16 protein-coding genes and 3 tRNA genes are annotated in these 16,113 nt (G+C 28.5%); 5 read left to right on the top strand and 14 right to left on the bottom strand.

The genetic code is table 11. The annotated features are described in order from the left end of the window. The first annotated feature begins 234 nt into the window (after nucleotides 1–234). Nucleotides 235–405 carry a hypothetical protein gene (locus tag CAMP5053_RS05365; protein WP_337217429.1) on the top strand — a complete coding sequence of 57 codons (171 nt, stop codon included), beginning with the start codon at nucleotides 235–237 and terminating at the stop codon, nucleotides 403–405. Nucleotides 406–973: 568 nt separating this feature from the next. Here CAMP5053_RS05365 and CAMP5053_RS05370 read toward each other — a convergent pair. After that, nucleotides 974–1,049, bottom strand: a tRNA-Met gene (locus tag CAMP5053_RS05370). Between the two features lie 13 nt (nucleotides 1,050–1,062). Next, nucleotides 1,063–1,137: transfer RNA gene (locus CAMP5053_RS05375), tRNA-Gln, on the bottom strand. 109 nt (nucleotides 1,138–1,246) lie between these two features. Between CAMP5053_RS05375 and CAMP5053_RS05380 the strand changes: the two genes are divergently transcribed. Next, complete coding sequence (locus CAMP5053_RS05380; protein ID WP_214126189.1) at nucleotides 1,247–2,269, top strand: bifunctional 3,4-dihydroxy-2-butanone 4-phosphate synthase/GTP cyclohydrolase II; 1,023 nt, start codon at nucleotides 1,247–1,249, stop codon at nucleotides 2,267–2,269. On the opposite strand, the gene CAMP5053_RS05385 is transcribed toward CAMP5053_RS05380, so the two are convergent. Genes CAMP5053_RS05385 through CAMP5053_RS05405 form a run of 5 tightly spaced genes read right to left on the bottom strand, consistent with a single transcriptional unit; the run spans nucleotide 2,259 to nucleotide 7,625 of the window. Then, on the bottom strand, nucleotides 2,259–3,209 hold the full coding sequence (locus CAMP5053_RS05385; protein WP_308400336.1) for an SAM-dependent methyltransferase: 951 nt from the start codon (nucleotides 3,207–3,209) through the stop codon (nucleotides 2,259–2,261). The two genes, CAMP5053_RS05380 and CAMP5053_RS05385, sit on opposite strands and share 11 nt — an antisense overlap. A gap of 2 nt (nucleotides 3,210–3,211) precedes the next feature. Next, nucleotides 3,212–4,018, bottom strand: coding sequence for a M23 family metallopeptidase (locus CAMP5053_RS05390; protein WP_337217430.1), 807 nt, complete (start codon nucleotides 4,016–4,018; stop codon nucleotides 3,212–3,214). Continuing rightward, nucleotides 4,015–6,009, bottom strand: coding sequence for a glycine--tRNA ligase subunit beta (gene glyS, locus CAMP5053_RS05395; protein ID WP_337217431.1), 1,995 nt, complete (start codon nucleotides 6,007–6,009; stop codon nucleotides 4,015–4,017). The genes CAMP5053_RS05390 and glyS overlap by 4 nt, the downstream gene beginning before the upstream one ends. 33 nt (nucleotides 6,010–6,042) lie before the next feature. After that, a complete protein-coding gene (locus tag CAMP5053_RS05400) occupies nucleotides 6,043–6,183 on the bottom strand; it encodes a hypothetical protein (protein ID WP_214126181.1) in 141 nt (46 codons plus the stop codon). Beyond that, nucleotides 6,183–7,625: an alanine/glycine:cation symporter family protein gene (locus CAMP5053_RS05405; protein ID WP_047208171.1), complete on the bottom strand. Its 1,443-nt coding sequence runs from the start codon at nucleotides 7,623–7,625 to the stop codon at nucleotides 6,183–6,185. The genes CAMP5053_RS05400 and CAMP5053_RS05405 overlap by 1 nt, the downstream gene beginning before the upstream one ends. 219 nt (nucleotides 7,626–7,844) lie before the next feature. Between CAMP5053_RS05405 and CAMP5053_RS05410 the strand changes: the two genes are divergently transcribed. Then, nucleotides 7,845–8,597: an amino acid ABC transporter permease gene (locus CAMP5053_RS05410; protein ID WP_337217432.1), complete on the top strand. Its 753-nt coding sequence runs from the start codon at nucleotides 7,845–7,847 to the stop codon at nucleotides 8,595–8,597. Next, nucleotides 8,590–9,318: an ATP-binding cassette domain-containing protein gene (locus CAMP5053_RS05415; RefSeq protein ID WP_087700533.1), complete on the top strand. Its 729-nt coding sequence runs from the start codon at nucleotides 8,590–8,592 to the stop codon at nucleotides 9,316–9,318. The genes CAMP5053_RS05410 and CAMP5053_RS05415 overlap by 8 nt, the downstream gene beginning before the upstream one ends. Here CAMP5053_RS05415 and CAMP5053_RS05420 read toward each other — a convergent pair. The 4 genes from CAMP5053_RS05420 to CAMP5053_RS05435 all read right to left on the bottom strand — a co-directional run bounded on the left by CAMP5053_RS05420 (nucleotide 9,315) and on the right by CAMP5053_RS05435 (nucleotide 11,785). Next, nucleotides 9,315–9,782 (bottom strand): tRNA (cytidine(34)-2'-O)-methyltransferase, encoded by a 468-nt coding sequence (locus CAMP5053_RS05420; RefSeq protein WP_214126177.1) that lies wholly within the window; start codon nucleotides 9,780–9,782, stop codon nucleotides 9,315–9,317. The genes CAMP5053_RS05415 and CAMP5053_RS05420 overlap by 4 nt on opposite strands. 13 nt (nucleotides 9,783–9,795) lie before the next feature. Further along, nucleotides 9,796–9,872 (bottom strand) — tRNA-Arg (locus CAMP5053_RS05425). A 42-nt stretch (nucleotides 9,873–9,914) separates the two neighbouring features. After that, nucleotides 9,915–10,931, bottom strand: coding sequence for a fla regulon two-component system sensor histidine kinase FlgS (locus CAMP5053_RS05430; RefSeq protein ID WP_087700531.1), 1,017 nt, complete (start codon nucleotides 10,929–10,931; stop codon nucleotides 9,915–9,917). Nucleotides 10,932–10,933: 2 nt separating this feature from the next. Further along, nucleotides 10,934–11,785: a DUF234 domain-containing protein gene (locus CAMP5053_RS05435; RefSeq protein ID WP_337217433.1), complete on the bottom strand. Its 852-nt coding sequence runs from the start codon at nucleotides 11,783–11,785 to the stop codon at nucleotides 10,934–10,936. A 58-nt stretch (nucleotides 11,786–11,843) separates the two neighbouring features. Between CAMP5053_RS05435 and CAMP5053_RS05440 the strand changes: the two genes are divergently transcribed. Then, on the top strand, nucleotides 11,844–13,109 hold the full coding sequence (locus CAMP5053_RS05440) for an aminotransferase class V-fold PLP-dependent enzyme (protein ID WP_087700529.1): 1,266 nt from the start codon (nucleotides 11,844–11,846) through the stop codon (nucleotides 13,107–13,109). Between the two features lies 1 nt (nucleotide 13,110). Here the strand turns inward: CAMP5053_RS05440 and CAMP5053_RS05445 are convergent, their stop codons facing one another. From CAMP5053_RS05445 to CAMP5053_RS05455, 3 genes are all read right to left on the bottom strand, one after another. After that, a complete protein-coding gene (locus tag CAMP5053_RS05445) occupies nucleotides 13,111–13,869 on the bottom strand; it encodes a basic amino acid ABC transporter substrate-binding protein (protein ID WP_337217434.1) in 759 nt (252 codons plus the stop codon). Nucleotides 13,870–14,059: 190 nt separating this feature from the next. Then, a complete protein-coding gene (gene ftsW, locus CAMP5053_RS05450; RefSeq protein WP_087700527.1) occupies nucleotides 14,060–15,223 on the bottom strand; it encodes a putative lipid II flippase FtsW in 1,164 nt (387 codons plus the stop codon). 70 nt (nucleotides 15,224–15,293) lie between these two features. Beyond that, nucleotides 15,294–16,100, bottom strand: a complete 807-nt coding sequence (locus tag CAMP5053_RS05455; protein ID WP_087700526.1) for an adenylosuccinate lyase — start codon at nucleotides 16,098–16,100, stop codon at nucleotides 15,294–15,296. Between the last annotated feature and the right edge of the window lie 13 nt (nucleotides 16,101–16,113).

A 16,113-nucleotide genomic window follows, 5' to 3' on the forward strand; every position in this document is an offset into this window, starting at 1 on the left:
ATTTATATTAAGTATATATACTTTAAAAATAAACAAAGTTTAGTTTTAAACTGATTTTTATTAAGTATATTAAGTATATTTTTTATAATTTTGATTTTAAAAGCATACAAGAGTATTAAGTTATAGAATAATTCTTACTAGCATAAAAATAGTGTTATAATAAGCACATGATTGATTGTCAAAAAAGGAGAATCAGCATGAATGAGAACTATTTAGAAACAAAAGAATTTTTGTTTGAGAAATATAAAAAAAATGACTTTAAGTAAAAAAGAATTTGCTGAAGTATTAGGTGTTTCTTCAGGAACTATTGATAATCTAAGAAGAAAAGGTAAAACACAATCTATGGAAGTATCTCGCTATGTATTATTTTCCATTGAAGAAATAGCTAAAGTTATCAGGGGTTAAATCTTTAAAATGAGATTTAACCTACTTTAGCAATTCATATAATAGCAAATATTCTATTTTTGAAATTGTTTCTTGAATATATTTAAACACTTGTTCTTCATTAGTCAGGCAGTATTTTTCTTTGTTAGAATATAAATCCACAATATTATTTCCTTGAAATTCACACTCTAAAAATTTTAATATATCACCTATTTAGCAAAACAATATCACTTTTTTACACATTTTTACAATAAAATACAAAGTATGTGTAAAAGTATGTGTAAATGAAAAAATATTTCATTAAAGTATGGATACTTAAGGGTTTGGTTGGTAAATTACACGCCTGCTAAATCCACCATTTTATTTTATCTCGTATTTTTTTCTAATTATAAAGAAAATACCATTTTATTAAAACTTTTTAAATTATATTCTTGTTTCGTGTATTTTGTATTAAAGTAATTTAAAAATTTTTAACATGTTTAATTAAATTATAAAAATACTCAAGAGACTAATGAAAATCATTAAAGTAAGACTGATTAGACTTTTCTGTAGCTAACTCAAATTATTTAAAAAATCATTTATAAAATATTGGTTGCGAAGGGGAGATTTGAACTCCCGACCTTCGGGTTATGAGCCCGACGAGCTAACCACTGCTCTACTTCGCGGCATCATATGAAGTGGATGGGGTAAAGGGATTCGAACCCCTGAATGACAGGACCAAAACCTGTTGCCTTACCGCTTGGCGATACCCCAATAAATGAAGTAATTCTCAAATTAAAAGTGGTATTATATATTATTTTTTACATAATGTCAAGAAAAATGTTATATAATTTCTTAAAAATAGAAAAAAAGGAGATTAATAGTGGGATATATTAGTGTAGAACAAGCTATAAAAGAACTTCAAGATGGCAAGATGTTAGTAATGGTAGATGCAGAAGATAGAGAAAATGAAGGAGACTTGATTTTCCCTGCACAATTTAGCTCACAAGAAAAAGTAAATTTTGCCATTACTCATGCAAGAGGTGTAGTGTGTGTAGCATTGAGTGAAAACTTAGCTAAAAAATTTGAACTACCTTTAATGGTACCTAAAAATACGTCAAATCACGAAACAGCTTTTACCATCACTGTCGATGCAAAAAATGCAACAACAGGAGTAAGTGCTTATGAAAGGGATATGACGATTAAAATTTTTGCTGATGATAATGCAAATGCAAGTGATTTTGTGCGTCCTGGACATATTAATCCTTTGATAGCAAAAAAAGGCGGAGTTTTAGAAAGAACAGGCCATACCGAGGGAACAGTGGATTTATGTCGCTTGGCAGGATTAAAAGAAGCATGTGTAATATGTGAAATTGTTAAAGATAATGGAGATATGGCTAGAAGAAGCGATTTGCTTGAGTTTTGCAAAAAACACGCTATTAATATGATTACTATTTCAGATTTAATCGAGTATCGTTTAAAAAATGAAAGTTTGATTTCTTTAATCAAAGAAGAAGAAAGTATTTTAGCAGGTTTTAAAGCTAAAAAAATGACTTTTAAAGATCATAATGAAAATGAACATATAGCTTTTAGCTTTGGTACTTTGAAAGAATGCGAGAATGTTAAATTTTATCTTAGTGGAAGTGACTTTGAGCTTCTAACTTCTAATAAATTCAATGAATTATTAAAACAGATTGAATTTTTAAGTCAAAAAGGCGGTGTAATCATTTTCATGAAAAATGAAAAACAAGAAAACACACAATTTAAAAATTACGGCATAGGAGCGCAAATTTTAAGGTATTTAAAAATTTCAAAAATCAAACTTCTAAGTCAAAATACCGATAAAGAATTTATAGGCTTAAAAGGTTTTGGACTTGATATTACAAGCAGTGATTTTAAATCTTAAATTCTAAAAACTTAAATTTATCGCCAAAGTTAAACATCAAATTTTTACTTTGGCTGATAAAGTTTTTATAAATTTGAGAGTTAGCATTTTTAGCTTGCTCGATAATTTCTTCCAAACCAAAGTCAATTAAGGCTTGATTTTGATTTTTATATTCTAACACTTCAAAGCCCTCTTCTTTTAAAACTTGTAAAAAATGGTCAAAATTTACATTATATGTAATATCACTTTTAGCAAAAAAATCTTTTAAATTCTCTTCAAAAAGATTATATACTTGATGATTTTTATACATTCTAATACTAATTTTTTCTTCTTTTTTTGCATAATCAAAACATGCAAAAGTTAATTTTTCGCAAGTTTGTTTTAATTTGGATAAAAAAGGTTTATAAGAAATACAAAGCTCACTATTAGTGATAGAATATTTTTCACATTCTTTTAAAAGATCTTCATTCATAGGCTTAAAAACAATGTTTAAATCATCGTCAACATATGCCATTGTTCTATCTTTTATAAGTTCACACGCAAAACAATCAAATAATTCATTAGCATAAAAAAAGGCATTTTTAAAATGACATTCTTCTAAAGAATTATAAATTTTTACATCTAAATCATATTCATCAAAAAGTTTTTTTTGAACACATCTTAACTTTTCATGTGGCTCTATGATAAAACACTCAATCTGCTCTAAAACATCAACTCTAAGTGTGTATAAAGCTTGTATAAAATCAAGCATTAAATGCCCTTCATTTGCCCCTATTTCTACAACTTCAACCGGTAAAATTAGCTTTTTATCATCTATAAGTTTTAAAAAATGATTAGCTAAGAGCACTCCAAAAAGATTTCCCACACTAACTGCAGTATAAAAATCTCCATTTTTGCCAACACTCACAGCTTGGGAGTAATATTTATCAATCCAATTTTGAAAAAACTCGCTAAAAGCTATCATTATAAAGCATTAAATTTAGCTATAAAATCAAGCGGATCAACTTGCACACCATTGACTAAAATTCCAAAATGCAAATGTGGCCCTGTAACCCTACCACTAGCTCCACTCAAACCTATAAGCTCGCCTTTTTTTACCTTCTGTCCCACTTTTACATTAAGTTTTGATAGATGATAATACTGAGAATAAATCCCATATCCATGGTCAATCACCACTGAATTTCCTGCATAGTAACGATTTGAAGCAATCCTTACAATACCATCATTACTCGCATAAATTTTTGTCCCACTTGCTGCTCTAAAATCAGTTCCGCTATGATAACTTTTAAGAGTATCATTAAACAACCTTGCTTTTCCAAAAGCACTTGTAATTTTACTTTCTAAAGGATATGCAAAATTACCTTCAAATAAAGCTGTATTAGTATAAGTATTATAAACCTTAACAGCTTCTTGGTATTCTTTGCTAATGCGATCAAGTGTTTCTTTAGGTGGATTGACCTTAGAAGCACTAACTTTTAAAAATTCTTTTTTGTAATTTCCTTCGCTAAATTTTATATTAATTTCTTCTTTGGAATTATCTTTAAATTCAGCTATTAATTTTCTATCTTTAGGATTTTTATAAGGCATAGCTATGCTAACAATAACTTTATTTTTATACTCAAAAAAAGGAAGTTTTTTAGAATTTGAGCTAATTTGTAAAAAATTACTTTTATCAAATTCTAAAAAAACTACTTGACCTTTTACAAGCTCAATCTCTCTAGCTTCTAATGCAAACACTAAAAAACAAAGTAAAAAAAGAATTTTTCTCATACACTAAGTTCTTTAATATCAGCTATTTTTAAAAACTCACGATAGATTGCACATACTAAAGCTTGACGATTGTTTTTAATATTTTCATCTTTGTCATTAATCATTACTTTATCAAAAAAAGCATCAATTTGTGGTTTGAGCGCAAAAAGGCTTTCTAAAAGCTCTTGGGTATTATTTTCTTTTGTTTTACACTGCATAAAAGCTTGGTATAAATCTTTTTCCTCTTGAGTGTTAAACAAATTTTCATTAATTTGAACTTCACTTAATACTGCAATATTTGCTAAACGCTTAAAAGTAGCAAAATTTTGACTAAAATCTGCCTTATTTGCGCTTTGAATCAAAGCTTTAATACAAGAATCAATGTAAATAACATCATAAGTTTTAGAGCTAAGCACAGCTTTAACAAAAGAAGCATTTACTTCATAAAAAGTATATAAACGCTCTAAGATAAAGTCTAATAAAATTTTCAAATCAAAGCTTTTATATTCACTAGCTATTGCTTCTAAAAATACCTTAAGATCAAAATTTTTATTTAAAGCTAGAATAATTTTTAAAACACCATTTGCTGCTCTTCTTAAAGCATAAGGATCTTTTGTACCACTTGGGATTTTTCCCACTAAAAAAAGCCCCATGAGTGTATCAAACTTATAAGCTAAAGCTACAATAGAACTAAATTCATTACTTGGCATAGCTGAATTATCGCCATTTGGAAGGTATTGTTCTTTAATCGCTAAAGCAAGCTCATCACTCATGCCCATAGCCTTAGCATAATAAGATCCTATAATACCTTGAAGATCAGTAAATTCATATACCATTTGAGTGCTTAGATCAGCTTTTGAGTATTCTATGGCTTTTAAGATTTCATCTTTTTGGGTATTAGCAAAAATCTCACAAAGCTTAGCAGCGATTTTTTGTTCTCTAATGATTTTATCTTTTAAGGTTCCAAGTCCTTCAAGATAAACCATTTGGCTTATTTTATCATTATTTAAGCCCTGTGCTAAGTCATTTTTCCAAAAAAACATCGCATCGCTTAATCTTGCTCTTAAAACCCTTTCATTTCCATTAATGATTTTAGAATAATCCTCACAAACCGCATTAGAAACTACGATAAAATGATTGCTTAAAGTATTGTTTTTAAATACTGCAAAATAGCGTTGGTTTTCTCTCATGGAAGTGATGATTACTTCACTTGGGATTTCTAAATACTCTTTTTCAAAATGCCCTAATAATGCCTTTGGATACTCTGTAATAGCTACAACCTCAGCTAAAAGCTCATCATCTTCTGCAATAGTAATATCATTTTCTTTTTCAAGTGTCTTTAACTGTTCAATGATAAGCTTTTTTCTTTGTTCTTGATCTAAAATAATATAATTTTGCTCTAAAGTTTTAAAATACTCATCAATATTCGCAAAAGCTATCAAATCATAACTAACACTTCTATGTACAAAAGTACTTTTTGCACTTTTAACACCATAGCTTTCAAATTCAATCAACTCATCATTTAAAATACAACAAAGCGAGCGAATAGCTCTGATAAATTCAAATCTACCATCGCCCCATCTCATAGTTTTACCAAAGCTCAAGCTTTTTAAGAAAGCTTCAATCATTTGAGCTAAAACTGCTTTACTTTGTAAGCCTTGCACTTGTTTTTGACAATACAAGACTTCTTTGCCTTTAATTTCTTTAAATTCAAGCTCTTCTTCTTTTAAACCACTTTTTTCTAAAAAACTAAGCCCTGCTTGAGTAAGCTTTCCATCTTTATAAGCTATCGCCCTAGGTGCACCTATAAATTCCACAAAAGAATCATCTTGTTTTTCTTTAAAATTTTCATGAATAAAAACTAATCTTCTAGGAGTATAGAAAAATTTAAATTCAGATTCTAAATGATACTCTTGTAAAATCTTTTCCCATTTTTTAGTAATATTTGGAAGCTCTTTTAATAAAGGAATAGCAGGAAGTTCTTCTGTGCCTATTTCTATTAACAATTTCATTTTACACTCTTTTTTAAAAATTTTTAGTGTATTTTACCTATTTTTTTTAAAATCTTTCTTTGTTTTTAGTTTTTCTTCTCTTTGTTTGGCTTTTTCTTGCATTTGGCGGTTAAAACCAAACACAAGAAAAACCATAAAAGCTACAAACAAAGTAATAATAATATAATCTATCATTAGTCCCAACACTCTGCGTTTTTAATACCAAGTTTTGAAGCACTAAATACCGGATCTCTACCTTGTCTTTTTTGCTCGCTAAAGTCTTTTAATACCTTTTTCACTATACCACCAAGCAATAAAATAGAAATGATATTAATCGTAGCCATAAATGCCATAGTAGTATCAGCTAAATCCCACGCAAATTTTAAATCCATATTTGCACCAATAAAAATCATAAGCACAGCGCTTGCTTTAAAAAGATTAATAATAATAGGATTTTGAGTAAGGTATTTAATATTTGCTTGAGCGTAATAATAATTTCCTATCAAAGAAGTAATAGCAAATAAAACTATACTAACAGTAGTAAAATGCACACCTAAATTTCCATAATATTCTTTCATGGATTCTTGCACCAAAGGCAGTGCTGTTAAAATAGGCTTACCATCTACGCCGATATTATTTGCATAAGCAAGTGAAAATAATACTAAAAATCCTGAACTTGTACAAATAATCACATCAATTAATACAGAAAATGCTTGGATAACCCCTTGTTTTGCAGGATGAGTTGTAAGAGCAGAAGCTGCTGCATTTGGCGCTGAACCCATACCCGCTTCATTAGAAAACAATCCTCTTTTTATACCTATAACCAAAGCAGAACCTGCAAATCCACCAAAAATAGCTTCAAAATCAAAAGCACTTTTAAAAATCATAGAAAACACTTCAGGAATTTTATCAAAATTCATAAACATTGCTATGATAGATAAACCTACATAAATCATCGCCATAATAGGAACGATAACTGAGCTTACTTTACCTATTTTAGTATGATCACCAAAAAACATATAAGCAGCAAAAACAGCTAAAATTGCTCCTATTACAATAGGCCACCAACTTTGAGCAAAACTCACTTCGCTAGCATCAACCATGCCTTTATAGTAAAACTCAAATGCTGAAGTCATAGTTTGGCTTTGAAGACCATTAAATCCATAAGCATAAGTGATAATCAAAATCACCGCAAATATAGCTCCAAGCCATTTTAAATTTAAGGCTTTACTAATATAATAAGCAGGACCACCTTTAAAGCTTTTGCCATCACGGCTTTTATAAACTTGTGCTAGAGTGCTTTCTGCAAAAGCTGAGGCACCACCAAAAAATGCCATAGCCCACATCCAAAATAAAGCACCAGGTCCACCCAAAACAACAGCTACCGCAATACCTGCAATATTTCCTATACCAACTCTTGAAGCTGTTGAAATCATCAAAGCTTGAAAAGGAGTAATATGGTGTTTTTCATGCTTTTCTTGCTTTTCTGTTAAGATATCAAACACATAAGGGAGCATTCGAAATTGCACAAAACCGGTCAAATAACTATAATAAAACCCTGTGACAATAAGTAAAATTACTAAAATAGAATAATACTGATTATTCACAAAGGCAACAAATTGGGATATCAAATCCATATTTATCTCCTTTTTATAATTTCTGAGCATAAATTTATCATAAAAAAATGAATTTGTCATAAAAAAATATAATTTTATGTTAAATTTATTTTATTTTTTAAAGCTATGTGAAAATTTAACTCAAAATACTAGTAATAAAATCATATAAGACACCTTTAAGTAAAAAGAAAACTTAATTTTTATACACTTAGATTTTTAAAATTTTACAAGGTGCGTAAGTTGAAACAAAATACGATGAAAATTTTTGTATTTTTTGCCATTATTGTTTTTTGGGCTTATTTTTCATTTCCTATTGAAATTTTACAAGTTAAAGATCAAAATGGTTTAGCCACAGGTGAATATGCTTATACAGTAGAAGCCAAAGCTTATGTTCATAGTTATTTCACAACACTTGGTTTAACAGTGGGTGGAATTTTAATAGGAATAGCACTTGGTTTTTTCCTAGCATTTTTAAGATTTTTAAAAATTCAAAGTTTAAATTTTATTATAGATGAATACATAGACATTATACGCGGAACCCCTCTGCTTTTACAACTTTTAATTTTCTCAGTAGTGATTTTTGCTACTTGGAGTGATAATTTTTATGTAGCTATTATCGCACTTGGGCTTAATAGCTCTGCTTATGTAGCTGAAATCGTAAGAAGTGGAATTCAAAGTGTAGATAAAGGACAAATGGAAGCAGCAAGAGCAATGGGACTTAATTACTCTACCTCTATGCGATTAATCATCTTTCCACAAGCAATTAAAAATATTTTACCTTCTTTAATGAATGAATTTATTTCTTTATTTAAAGAAACTTCAATAGTAGGTTATATTAGCGTTATGGATATTACCATGCAAAGTAAAAGCTTACAAGCAATCTATTATAATCCTAAACCTATTATTTTTACAGGACTTGTGTATTATATAAGTGTTAAAATTTTAACACTCATTGCAAGATTGATAGAAGTGAGATTAAATAAACATGATTAAAATAGAAAATTTGATTAAAAAATACGGAGATTTAGAAGTTTTAAAAGATATTAGCGTTGAAGTACATAAAGGCGATATTATTGCTATTATAGGGCCTAGTGGGGGTGGAAAAAGTACTTTTTTACGCTGTTTAAACAAACTTGAAACACCAGATAGCGGTGATATTTATATCAATAACACTAATATACTTGATAAAAAAACAGATATCAATAAAATTCGTCAAAAAGTAAGCATGGTATTTCAACATTTTAATCTTTTTAATAATAAAAATGTTTTAGAAAATTTATGCTTAGCACCAGTACAAACTAAAATCATGAGCAAAGATGAAGCAGTAAAAAAAGCACGAGAATTACTCAAAAAAGTTGGCTTAAGTGATAAAGAAAGCTATTTTCCTCACAAGCTTTCAGGTGGACAAAAACAGCGTATTGCCATAGCAAGATCATTGATGATGAATCCTGATGTGATCTTATTTGATGAGCCAACTTCAGCTTTAGATCCTGAAATGATAGGTGAAGTTTTAAACATCATGAAAGAAGTAGCTAAAGAAGGTCTAACCATGCTTGTAGTTACCCATGAAATGGGCTTTGCAAGAAATGTAGCCAATCGAATTTTCTTTATGGATAAAGGCATTATAGCAGTAGATGAATGTCCTAAAATAGCATTTGAAAATCCAAAAAATGAAAGATTGAAAGAATTTTTAAATCAAGTTTTAAATCATTAAAATTTTTCAAAAGAGGCAAAATTTTGCCTCAAAGCCTCATAGCTCACTATACCCACACTTGTAGCTAAATTCAAACTTCTGCCACAATCTTTCATCGGTATAGTAATAGCATTTTCCCATTTTTTTTGCATTAAATCCATAGGCAAACCAAAACTTTCACTTCCAAAAAACAAAAAATCGCCTTTTTGGTAATTTACATCAAAGTAAGTTTGAGTGGTTTTAGTTGTTGCAAAGAAAAATCTATCTTGAAATTTTTCATATTTTTTTAAAAAATCTTCTAAATTATTCCATAACAAAGGATTTAACTTTTTCCAATAATCAAGCCCTGCTCTTTTAACCGCCTTTTCATCAATACTAAAAAGTGGATTGATAATATGTAAAGTAAATCCTGCGTTAAAACACATTCTACCTATGCTTCCTGTATTTTGCGGTATGCGAGGTTCAACTAAGACTATATGAAACATCTTTTTCCTTAAATGGTGTCCCCAGCAAGGTTTGAACTTGCGACCTCAGAATTAGGAATTCTGCGCTCTATCCAGCTGAGCTATGAGGACAAATATTTTTATTATTTTAAGAAAAAATTTATTTTATAGAGCTTAAATTTTAAGCTCTATAAAAAAACATTTTGGATTTTCATTAAAACCTAAAACCCCATTATGCGCATCAATAATTTGTTTTGACAAAGAAAGGCCCAAGCCATTACCTTTTAACTTAGTTGTTTTAAAAGCTTCAAAGACCATTTTTTTATCTTTAATGCTTACTCCATTATCATAAACCTTGATAAAAACTCTATCTTCTTTTTGCTCACATTTAACTTTTATACAACCATCATCATTTTCGCTTTCTTCAATAGCATCTATGGCATTATAAAGCAAATTTTGCAAAACTAAAGCAAGCAAGGATTTATCTGCATTGATTTTTAAATCCAAAAATTCAAATTTAAAATCAATATTAGCTAGATAATTATAAGCTCCAATAGCTTGTTCGCATTCATCTTGTAATTCTTTTAAATTAAACTCATTTAAATTAACATGAACTCCTTTTGTAAAAAGCAGGGTAGAATTTACAATACGCTCTACTCTTGAAATTGCTTTTTGAATTTCTAAAACTATATGCTTATTTTTCAACTCACTTCTTTCAAACAAAGTAGAACTTAACAAAGAAATAGAACCTATAGGATTGCGTATTTCATGTGCTAGGTGTGCTGCAACTGTTCCCATACTAGCTAATCTTTCATTTCTTTTCTCATCACTAATATCTGTTGCATTCACTATCAGTTTATCAGTATGGGAGGTGATTTTGATTAAATAAAACTTATGATCAAACTCAAGCTCATAATGTGTTTTATCAAGATCAATGCATTCTAAAAACTTTGGCTTTTGTGTAGCTAGATTATTTTGCAAAATAATATTTTTATTCGCATCTAAAATCCATAAAGCCATAGGTAAAACCTCTATAATCTCACTTACCATTTGTCTTAACGCGGTATAGTTTTCATTAAGTTGTTTGTATTCATTTTCTATAACATAGGTTTGCTCTATTAAGGCTTTTAATCCTTGTTGTAAGTTTTCTTTTTCACTAGAATCTAAACTTTTTAAAATATTCTCATCCACACTTAATCCTTAATTAAAAATTGAAAATCTTCTAAAGTATATAAAAGCAAATTACGCTCCTTATTTGAAATAAGCTCTTTACTAAAACCACTCTTTGAAAAAAGTACATATAAATTAGGTTGAATTTGTAACTGTTTTGCTTTGCTTTTTAAAATATTTAAAACATTTTTACATATTTTTCTTTCTTTAAATTTAACTTCACCTAAAACACAAAAATTGTTTTCATGATAATACAAGTCTATTTCATGATAATAATTCCAAAAACTATACACTTGATCCACTTTAAGTTTTTTTGCTAAAAATTCTTTACATAAAAGTTCAAAAGTAAAACTTTGGTATTTTTCCAAATTTTCTTGGATAAGTTCTATTAATTCATTGTATTTTTTCATCACAATTAAATTAAGTTTAGGATATATAAAATAAAAGAAAAATCTTAATCCTTGATTTTTAAAAACAACCTTATCTTGTATATTATAAGAGCGTAATTCTTTTTTAACTTTCTGTCTTTTGTTTTTTATAATTGGCTTTTCTTGACTTTTTTCTAAGATCAAAATATTTCTTTCTAAAAGTTTATTAATAAGTCCTAGAGCCTGAAAATGCGGAATAGATTTATTAATAGAATAGCGTTTTCTATCGTTTTTACTTAAAACACTCAAAGCTTTTAAAGCATTCTTATCTAAATTTAAAGAAGCTAAAATATCAAAGGCTTTCAAAATAAAAACATTTAAGATATTTTCATATAAACTTAATTTCAAATCAAATTCAAACTCATCAAAAATACTATAAAAATCAAAAATACTTTCAAGCTCCAAAGTTTCACAGCGTTTTGAAAAATCACCAAATTTTATAATCACATCCTTAAAATAAATATTTTGTATGTTATAATTTTAACAAAAAATTAGAGGATTTTTTTTGGATATTGAAAAACTAAAACAAGATACTATTTTAAAAAAAGGAATATATTATTTTGATTTTACAGCTAGCGCTTTAGCACTAAAAAGCATAGAAAAAGAAATTAAAAAAATTCTTACTACCTATGCAAATACACATTCAGATAGCTCTTTAAATTCTTTTATTACACAACAGCATTATGAAAATGCAAGAAGAAATTTAAAAAAATATCTTGAATTAGATGATAGCTTTGCTCTTATAGCTTGCGGAAGTGGGTCTTCAGCAGCTATAAAAAAATTTCAAGAACTTTTAGGTCTATACATACCACCACTTATTAAAGAAAAATATTTTAAAAATACAAACAAAAATACCTTACCTTTGGTTATAGTTGGACCCTATGAGCACCATTCTAATGAACTTTCATTTAGAGAAGCTTTATGTGAATGTGTTCGAGTGCCCTTAGATAAAAATGGAGAATTAGATTTTAATTTTTTAGAAAAATTATTACAAAAATCCAAAAACAGACAAATCATAGCAAGTTTTAACGCAGCTTCTAATGTTACAGGAATTTTAAGTGATTATAAAAAAATCTATACTTTAATCAAACAGCACAACGGTATAGTTGCTTTTGATATTTCCACTTTAGCTCCTTATGCTAATTTAGATCCTAAATTTTATGATGCAGTGTTTATTAGCTCTCATAAACTACTTGGGGGTGTAGGATCTTGTGGCTTACTTGTTATCAAAAAAAATCTATGCGGCAATACCCCTAGCTTTGCAGCAGGTGGGACTGTAGGTTATGTTTCAAGAACCTCTCAGCAATATTTATGTGAAGTTGAAAATTTAGAAGAAGGTGGTACACCAGGTATCATTCAGCTTATTAGAGCAAGTTTAGCTTTTAAAGTACGCAATGAAATGGGTTTAAAAAATATAGAAAAAAAAGAAAAAGAACTTTGTGAATATTTTTTCAAACAATGCGCAAATTTTCCAAAAATGATCTTATATGCAAAAAATATCACTCATAGATTGCCTATTTTTGCTTTTAATATAGAAGGAATTTCTCCTTTTGATTTAGCTTACAAATTAAGCAAAACCTATAAGATAGAAACAAGAGCTGGTTGTGCTTGTGCTGGACCTTATGGACATGATTTGCTAAATTTAAAAGATAATCAAGAATTAAAATCTAAACCAGGATGGCTAAGAGCGAGTTTTCATTATACGCACACAAAAGAAGATATAGAGTATTTTTTTAAAGCCTTGAAAGCAAGTATCAAGGCTTTAAGTTAAATTATTGCAAATCGTATTTTTCTACGATTTTTTGATAAGTACCATCAGCTTTAACTTTTTCTAAACCTGCATTGATTTTTTGAACAAGTTCAGTTTGCTTTCCTTTATCAAAAGCCACACAAAATCCTGAACTTCCATCATTTTCTTCTAAAAATGCCTCCAACTCTTCGTTGGTTTTTAAATAACCTTTGCCAATATCTTTATCTGTTAAAACCGCATCAACTTTACCAGCTTTTAAAGCCAAAATCGCGGCTAACATTTCTTCACTAGCCACTACTTGAGCGTTTGGAATAGCCTTAGCAGCACCTTCTTGAATAGTTCCAAGTTGAACACCTATTTTTTTACCTTCTAAACTTTGCTTATCACTAATACTAGAATTTGTTTTTAATTTTAAATATAAATTTTTAGTATTAAAATAAGTATCACTAAAATCCATACTTGTTAATCTTTGAGGAGTTGAACTCATAGCAGAAGCTATCATATCAATCTTTCCAGCTTTTAAGGCAGGAATTAAACCATCAAAACTCATATTTACCCATTCAAGTTTTAAATTTTCTCTTTTTGCTATCTCTTCTAATAAATCAACATCAAAGCCGGTAATTTTTGCATCTTTAATAAAATCAAAAGGAGGATAATTTGCTGCTATACCTACTTTATAAACCTTTTCACCAGAAGCACTAGCTTGATTTTTATCGCTTGAACAAGCACCTAAAGCTAATATACCAAATAACGCTAAAACAACATATAATATTTTTTTCATTTTTTTCCTTTGTTAAAATTAAAATAAAATTGATAAATGATTATAATGTGTTTAAACGCCTGTATTTCTTCATATCCGCCTCCTTTATAATAAATGTGAGCATAATTATAGCAGAAAAAAGTTTTTTGTAAAGAGTTGTTATAGAATATTTTTTATTTAAGTTAATTTTTATATATTTTAATTAATGAGTTTAAATTTTTACCTTCTTGCTAATCATTAAAACATAACCTATTCCAAGACAAATAGACCACATAGAACTACCACCATAACTTAAAAGTGGCACCGCAACTCCTTTTAATGGAGTTAAAGAGATAATTCCAAAAGCATTCATAAAGAATGAAAATAATAATAATAAAGCCACACCTGAACAAAATAAAAAATGTACTTTATTTTCACAACGCCCAGCAATCCTAAAAATCCTGAGTATTATCATTAAATAAATTACACATACAATACTTAAACCAAATAAACCTATTTCCTCAGTAATCCCTGATAAAACAAAATCTGTATGCACTTCACTTAAAAATCCTAGTTTAAAAGTTCCAAGCCCCAATCCTTCTCCAAAAATTCCACCATGTGCTATAGCATTTAAGCTGTGTGAAATTTGATAGGGTTCTGAATTATGACTTACCCTTAAAACTTTTGCTAACCAATCAGGAAAAAAAGGCAAAAAAGCATCTTGGATATTTCCCCACCAAGCAGAAATACGCTGAATTCTTCTTTGATTACTTAAAATTACCAAAACCCCAATCATTCCAACAATAACTACACCAAAAGCAAAAAGTCTTTTACTAGCTCCTGCAAAAAAAGCTAAAGCAAAAACCAAGAAAAAAGAAATAACGCTTTGTCCTAAATCATTTTGCGTCATATAAATATAACCAATAACAAAAGCAGCTAAAATAAAATAAGGGATTAAGATTAAAACCTCATGCTTGATCGCCTTTTTACTATCATCAATCCTTCTTGTATAAGACCAAGCAAGAAAATAAATCAATCCTATTTTAAAAAATTCAACAGGCGAAATAGATAAGGGGCCAAGTCTAATCCATCTTTTAGCACCACCTGCTGCAGTAGCTAAAAAAGTTGGTAAAAAAGGTAGAATAAGAATACACAAAAAAGCAATTATCAAAACACCTATCATTAAATAATGCATTGTCTTATTATCAGGATTTAATCTTGATACAAAATAAATAATTGCTATACCACTAAGTCCAAAAAAAAGCTGTCTAATAAAAAAATGAAATTCACTATATTCTAAATAAAGCACAGTAAAAGCACTTAATGAATATGAGAAAAGTATTCCTATGGTTATTAAAATACAACTTAAAAAAAATAATTGTTTATCAGCAACCAATATTATTCCCTAAATTTTTATAAAAAATTAATTTTAATAAATTGCAACTTAAAATGATGTTATTTTAATATCAAGTATTATTTTTATATAAAGATTTTAAACTCTCATAAGCAAGCTGAATTTTCTCAAATTCTTCACGGCAATAAGCTTGCTCGATCTTACTTTTACCTTGATGACGATCAGGATGATAAATTTTTACTAAATTGAGATAATTTTGTCTAATAGTAGCAAAATCATCACTAGAATTACACCCTAAGGTTTGAAAATAATTTTCAAAAAGCTTTGCTAGGGCATTAAATTTCCAATTAGTATTAGCTTTGTTTTTCATTTTATTTCTAAATTCTAAAAGCTGAGTTTCATGAATCGTAAAATCAACACAATATTTCAAGTGCTCGTTTACACTAGCTAAAATTTCTAAAAGATTTAAAGTATTATCATCTTTGTATTCTACTGAAAAAATACAATTTTTTTCATCATACACGCTTTTATGATCTTTAAAATACTGCTCTAAATATACAGCAAATAATTTTTCATTCGAACTTAGTGTGATTAAAATATTTTTTTGTGCAAAGCCTATTTTGGCAAAGATTACAGGCTTTAAAGTATTTGCTTGAGCAAGGTTTAACTTAAAGGTTTTATAGTGTGCAAAAGCAAGATTATCAATTTGATTTCCAGTATTTTTTTTATATTTGTGATTAACAAGTTTTAAAAAATATCTTCTTTGGGGAATTTCATTTTCTACAAAAAAAGACAAGGTTTTATTTTTATTACCTATAACTTTGGAAAAATTTTTACGGATAAGATCTTGAAAATATTTAAACATTAAAAAATCATCAGTATTAACACTAACTGATTCTAAAGTTTGCACTACTTGCATAAAATCCTCTCTA

This window comes from Campylobacter sp. S4:11 (assembly GCF_024723695.1).
Lineage (GTDB): Bacteria > Campylobacterota > Campylobacteria > Campylobacterales > Campylobacteraceae > Campylobacter_D > Campylobacter_D jejuni_C.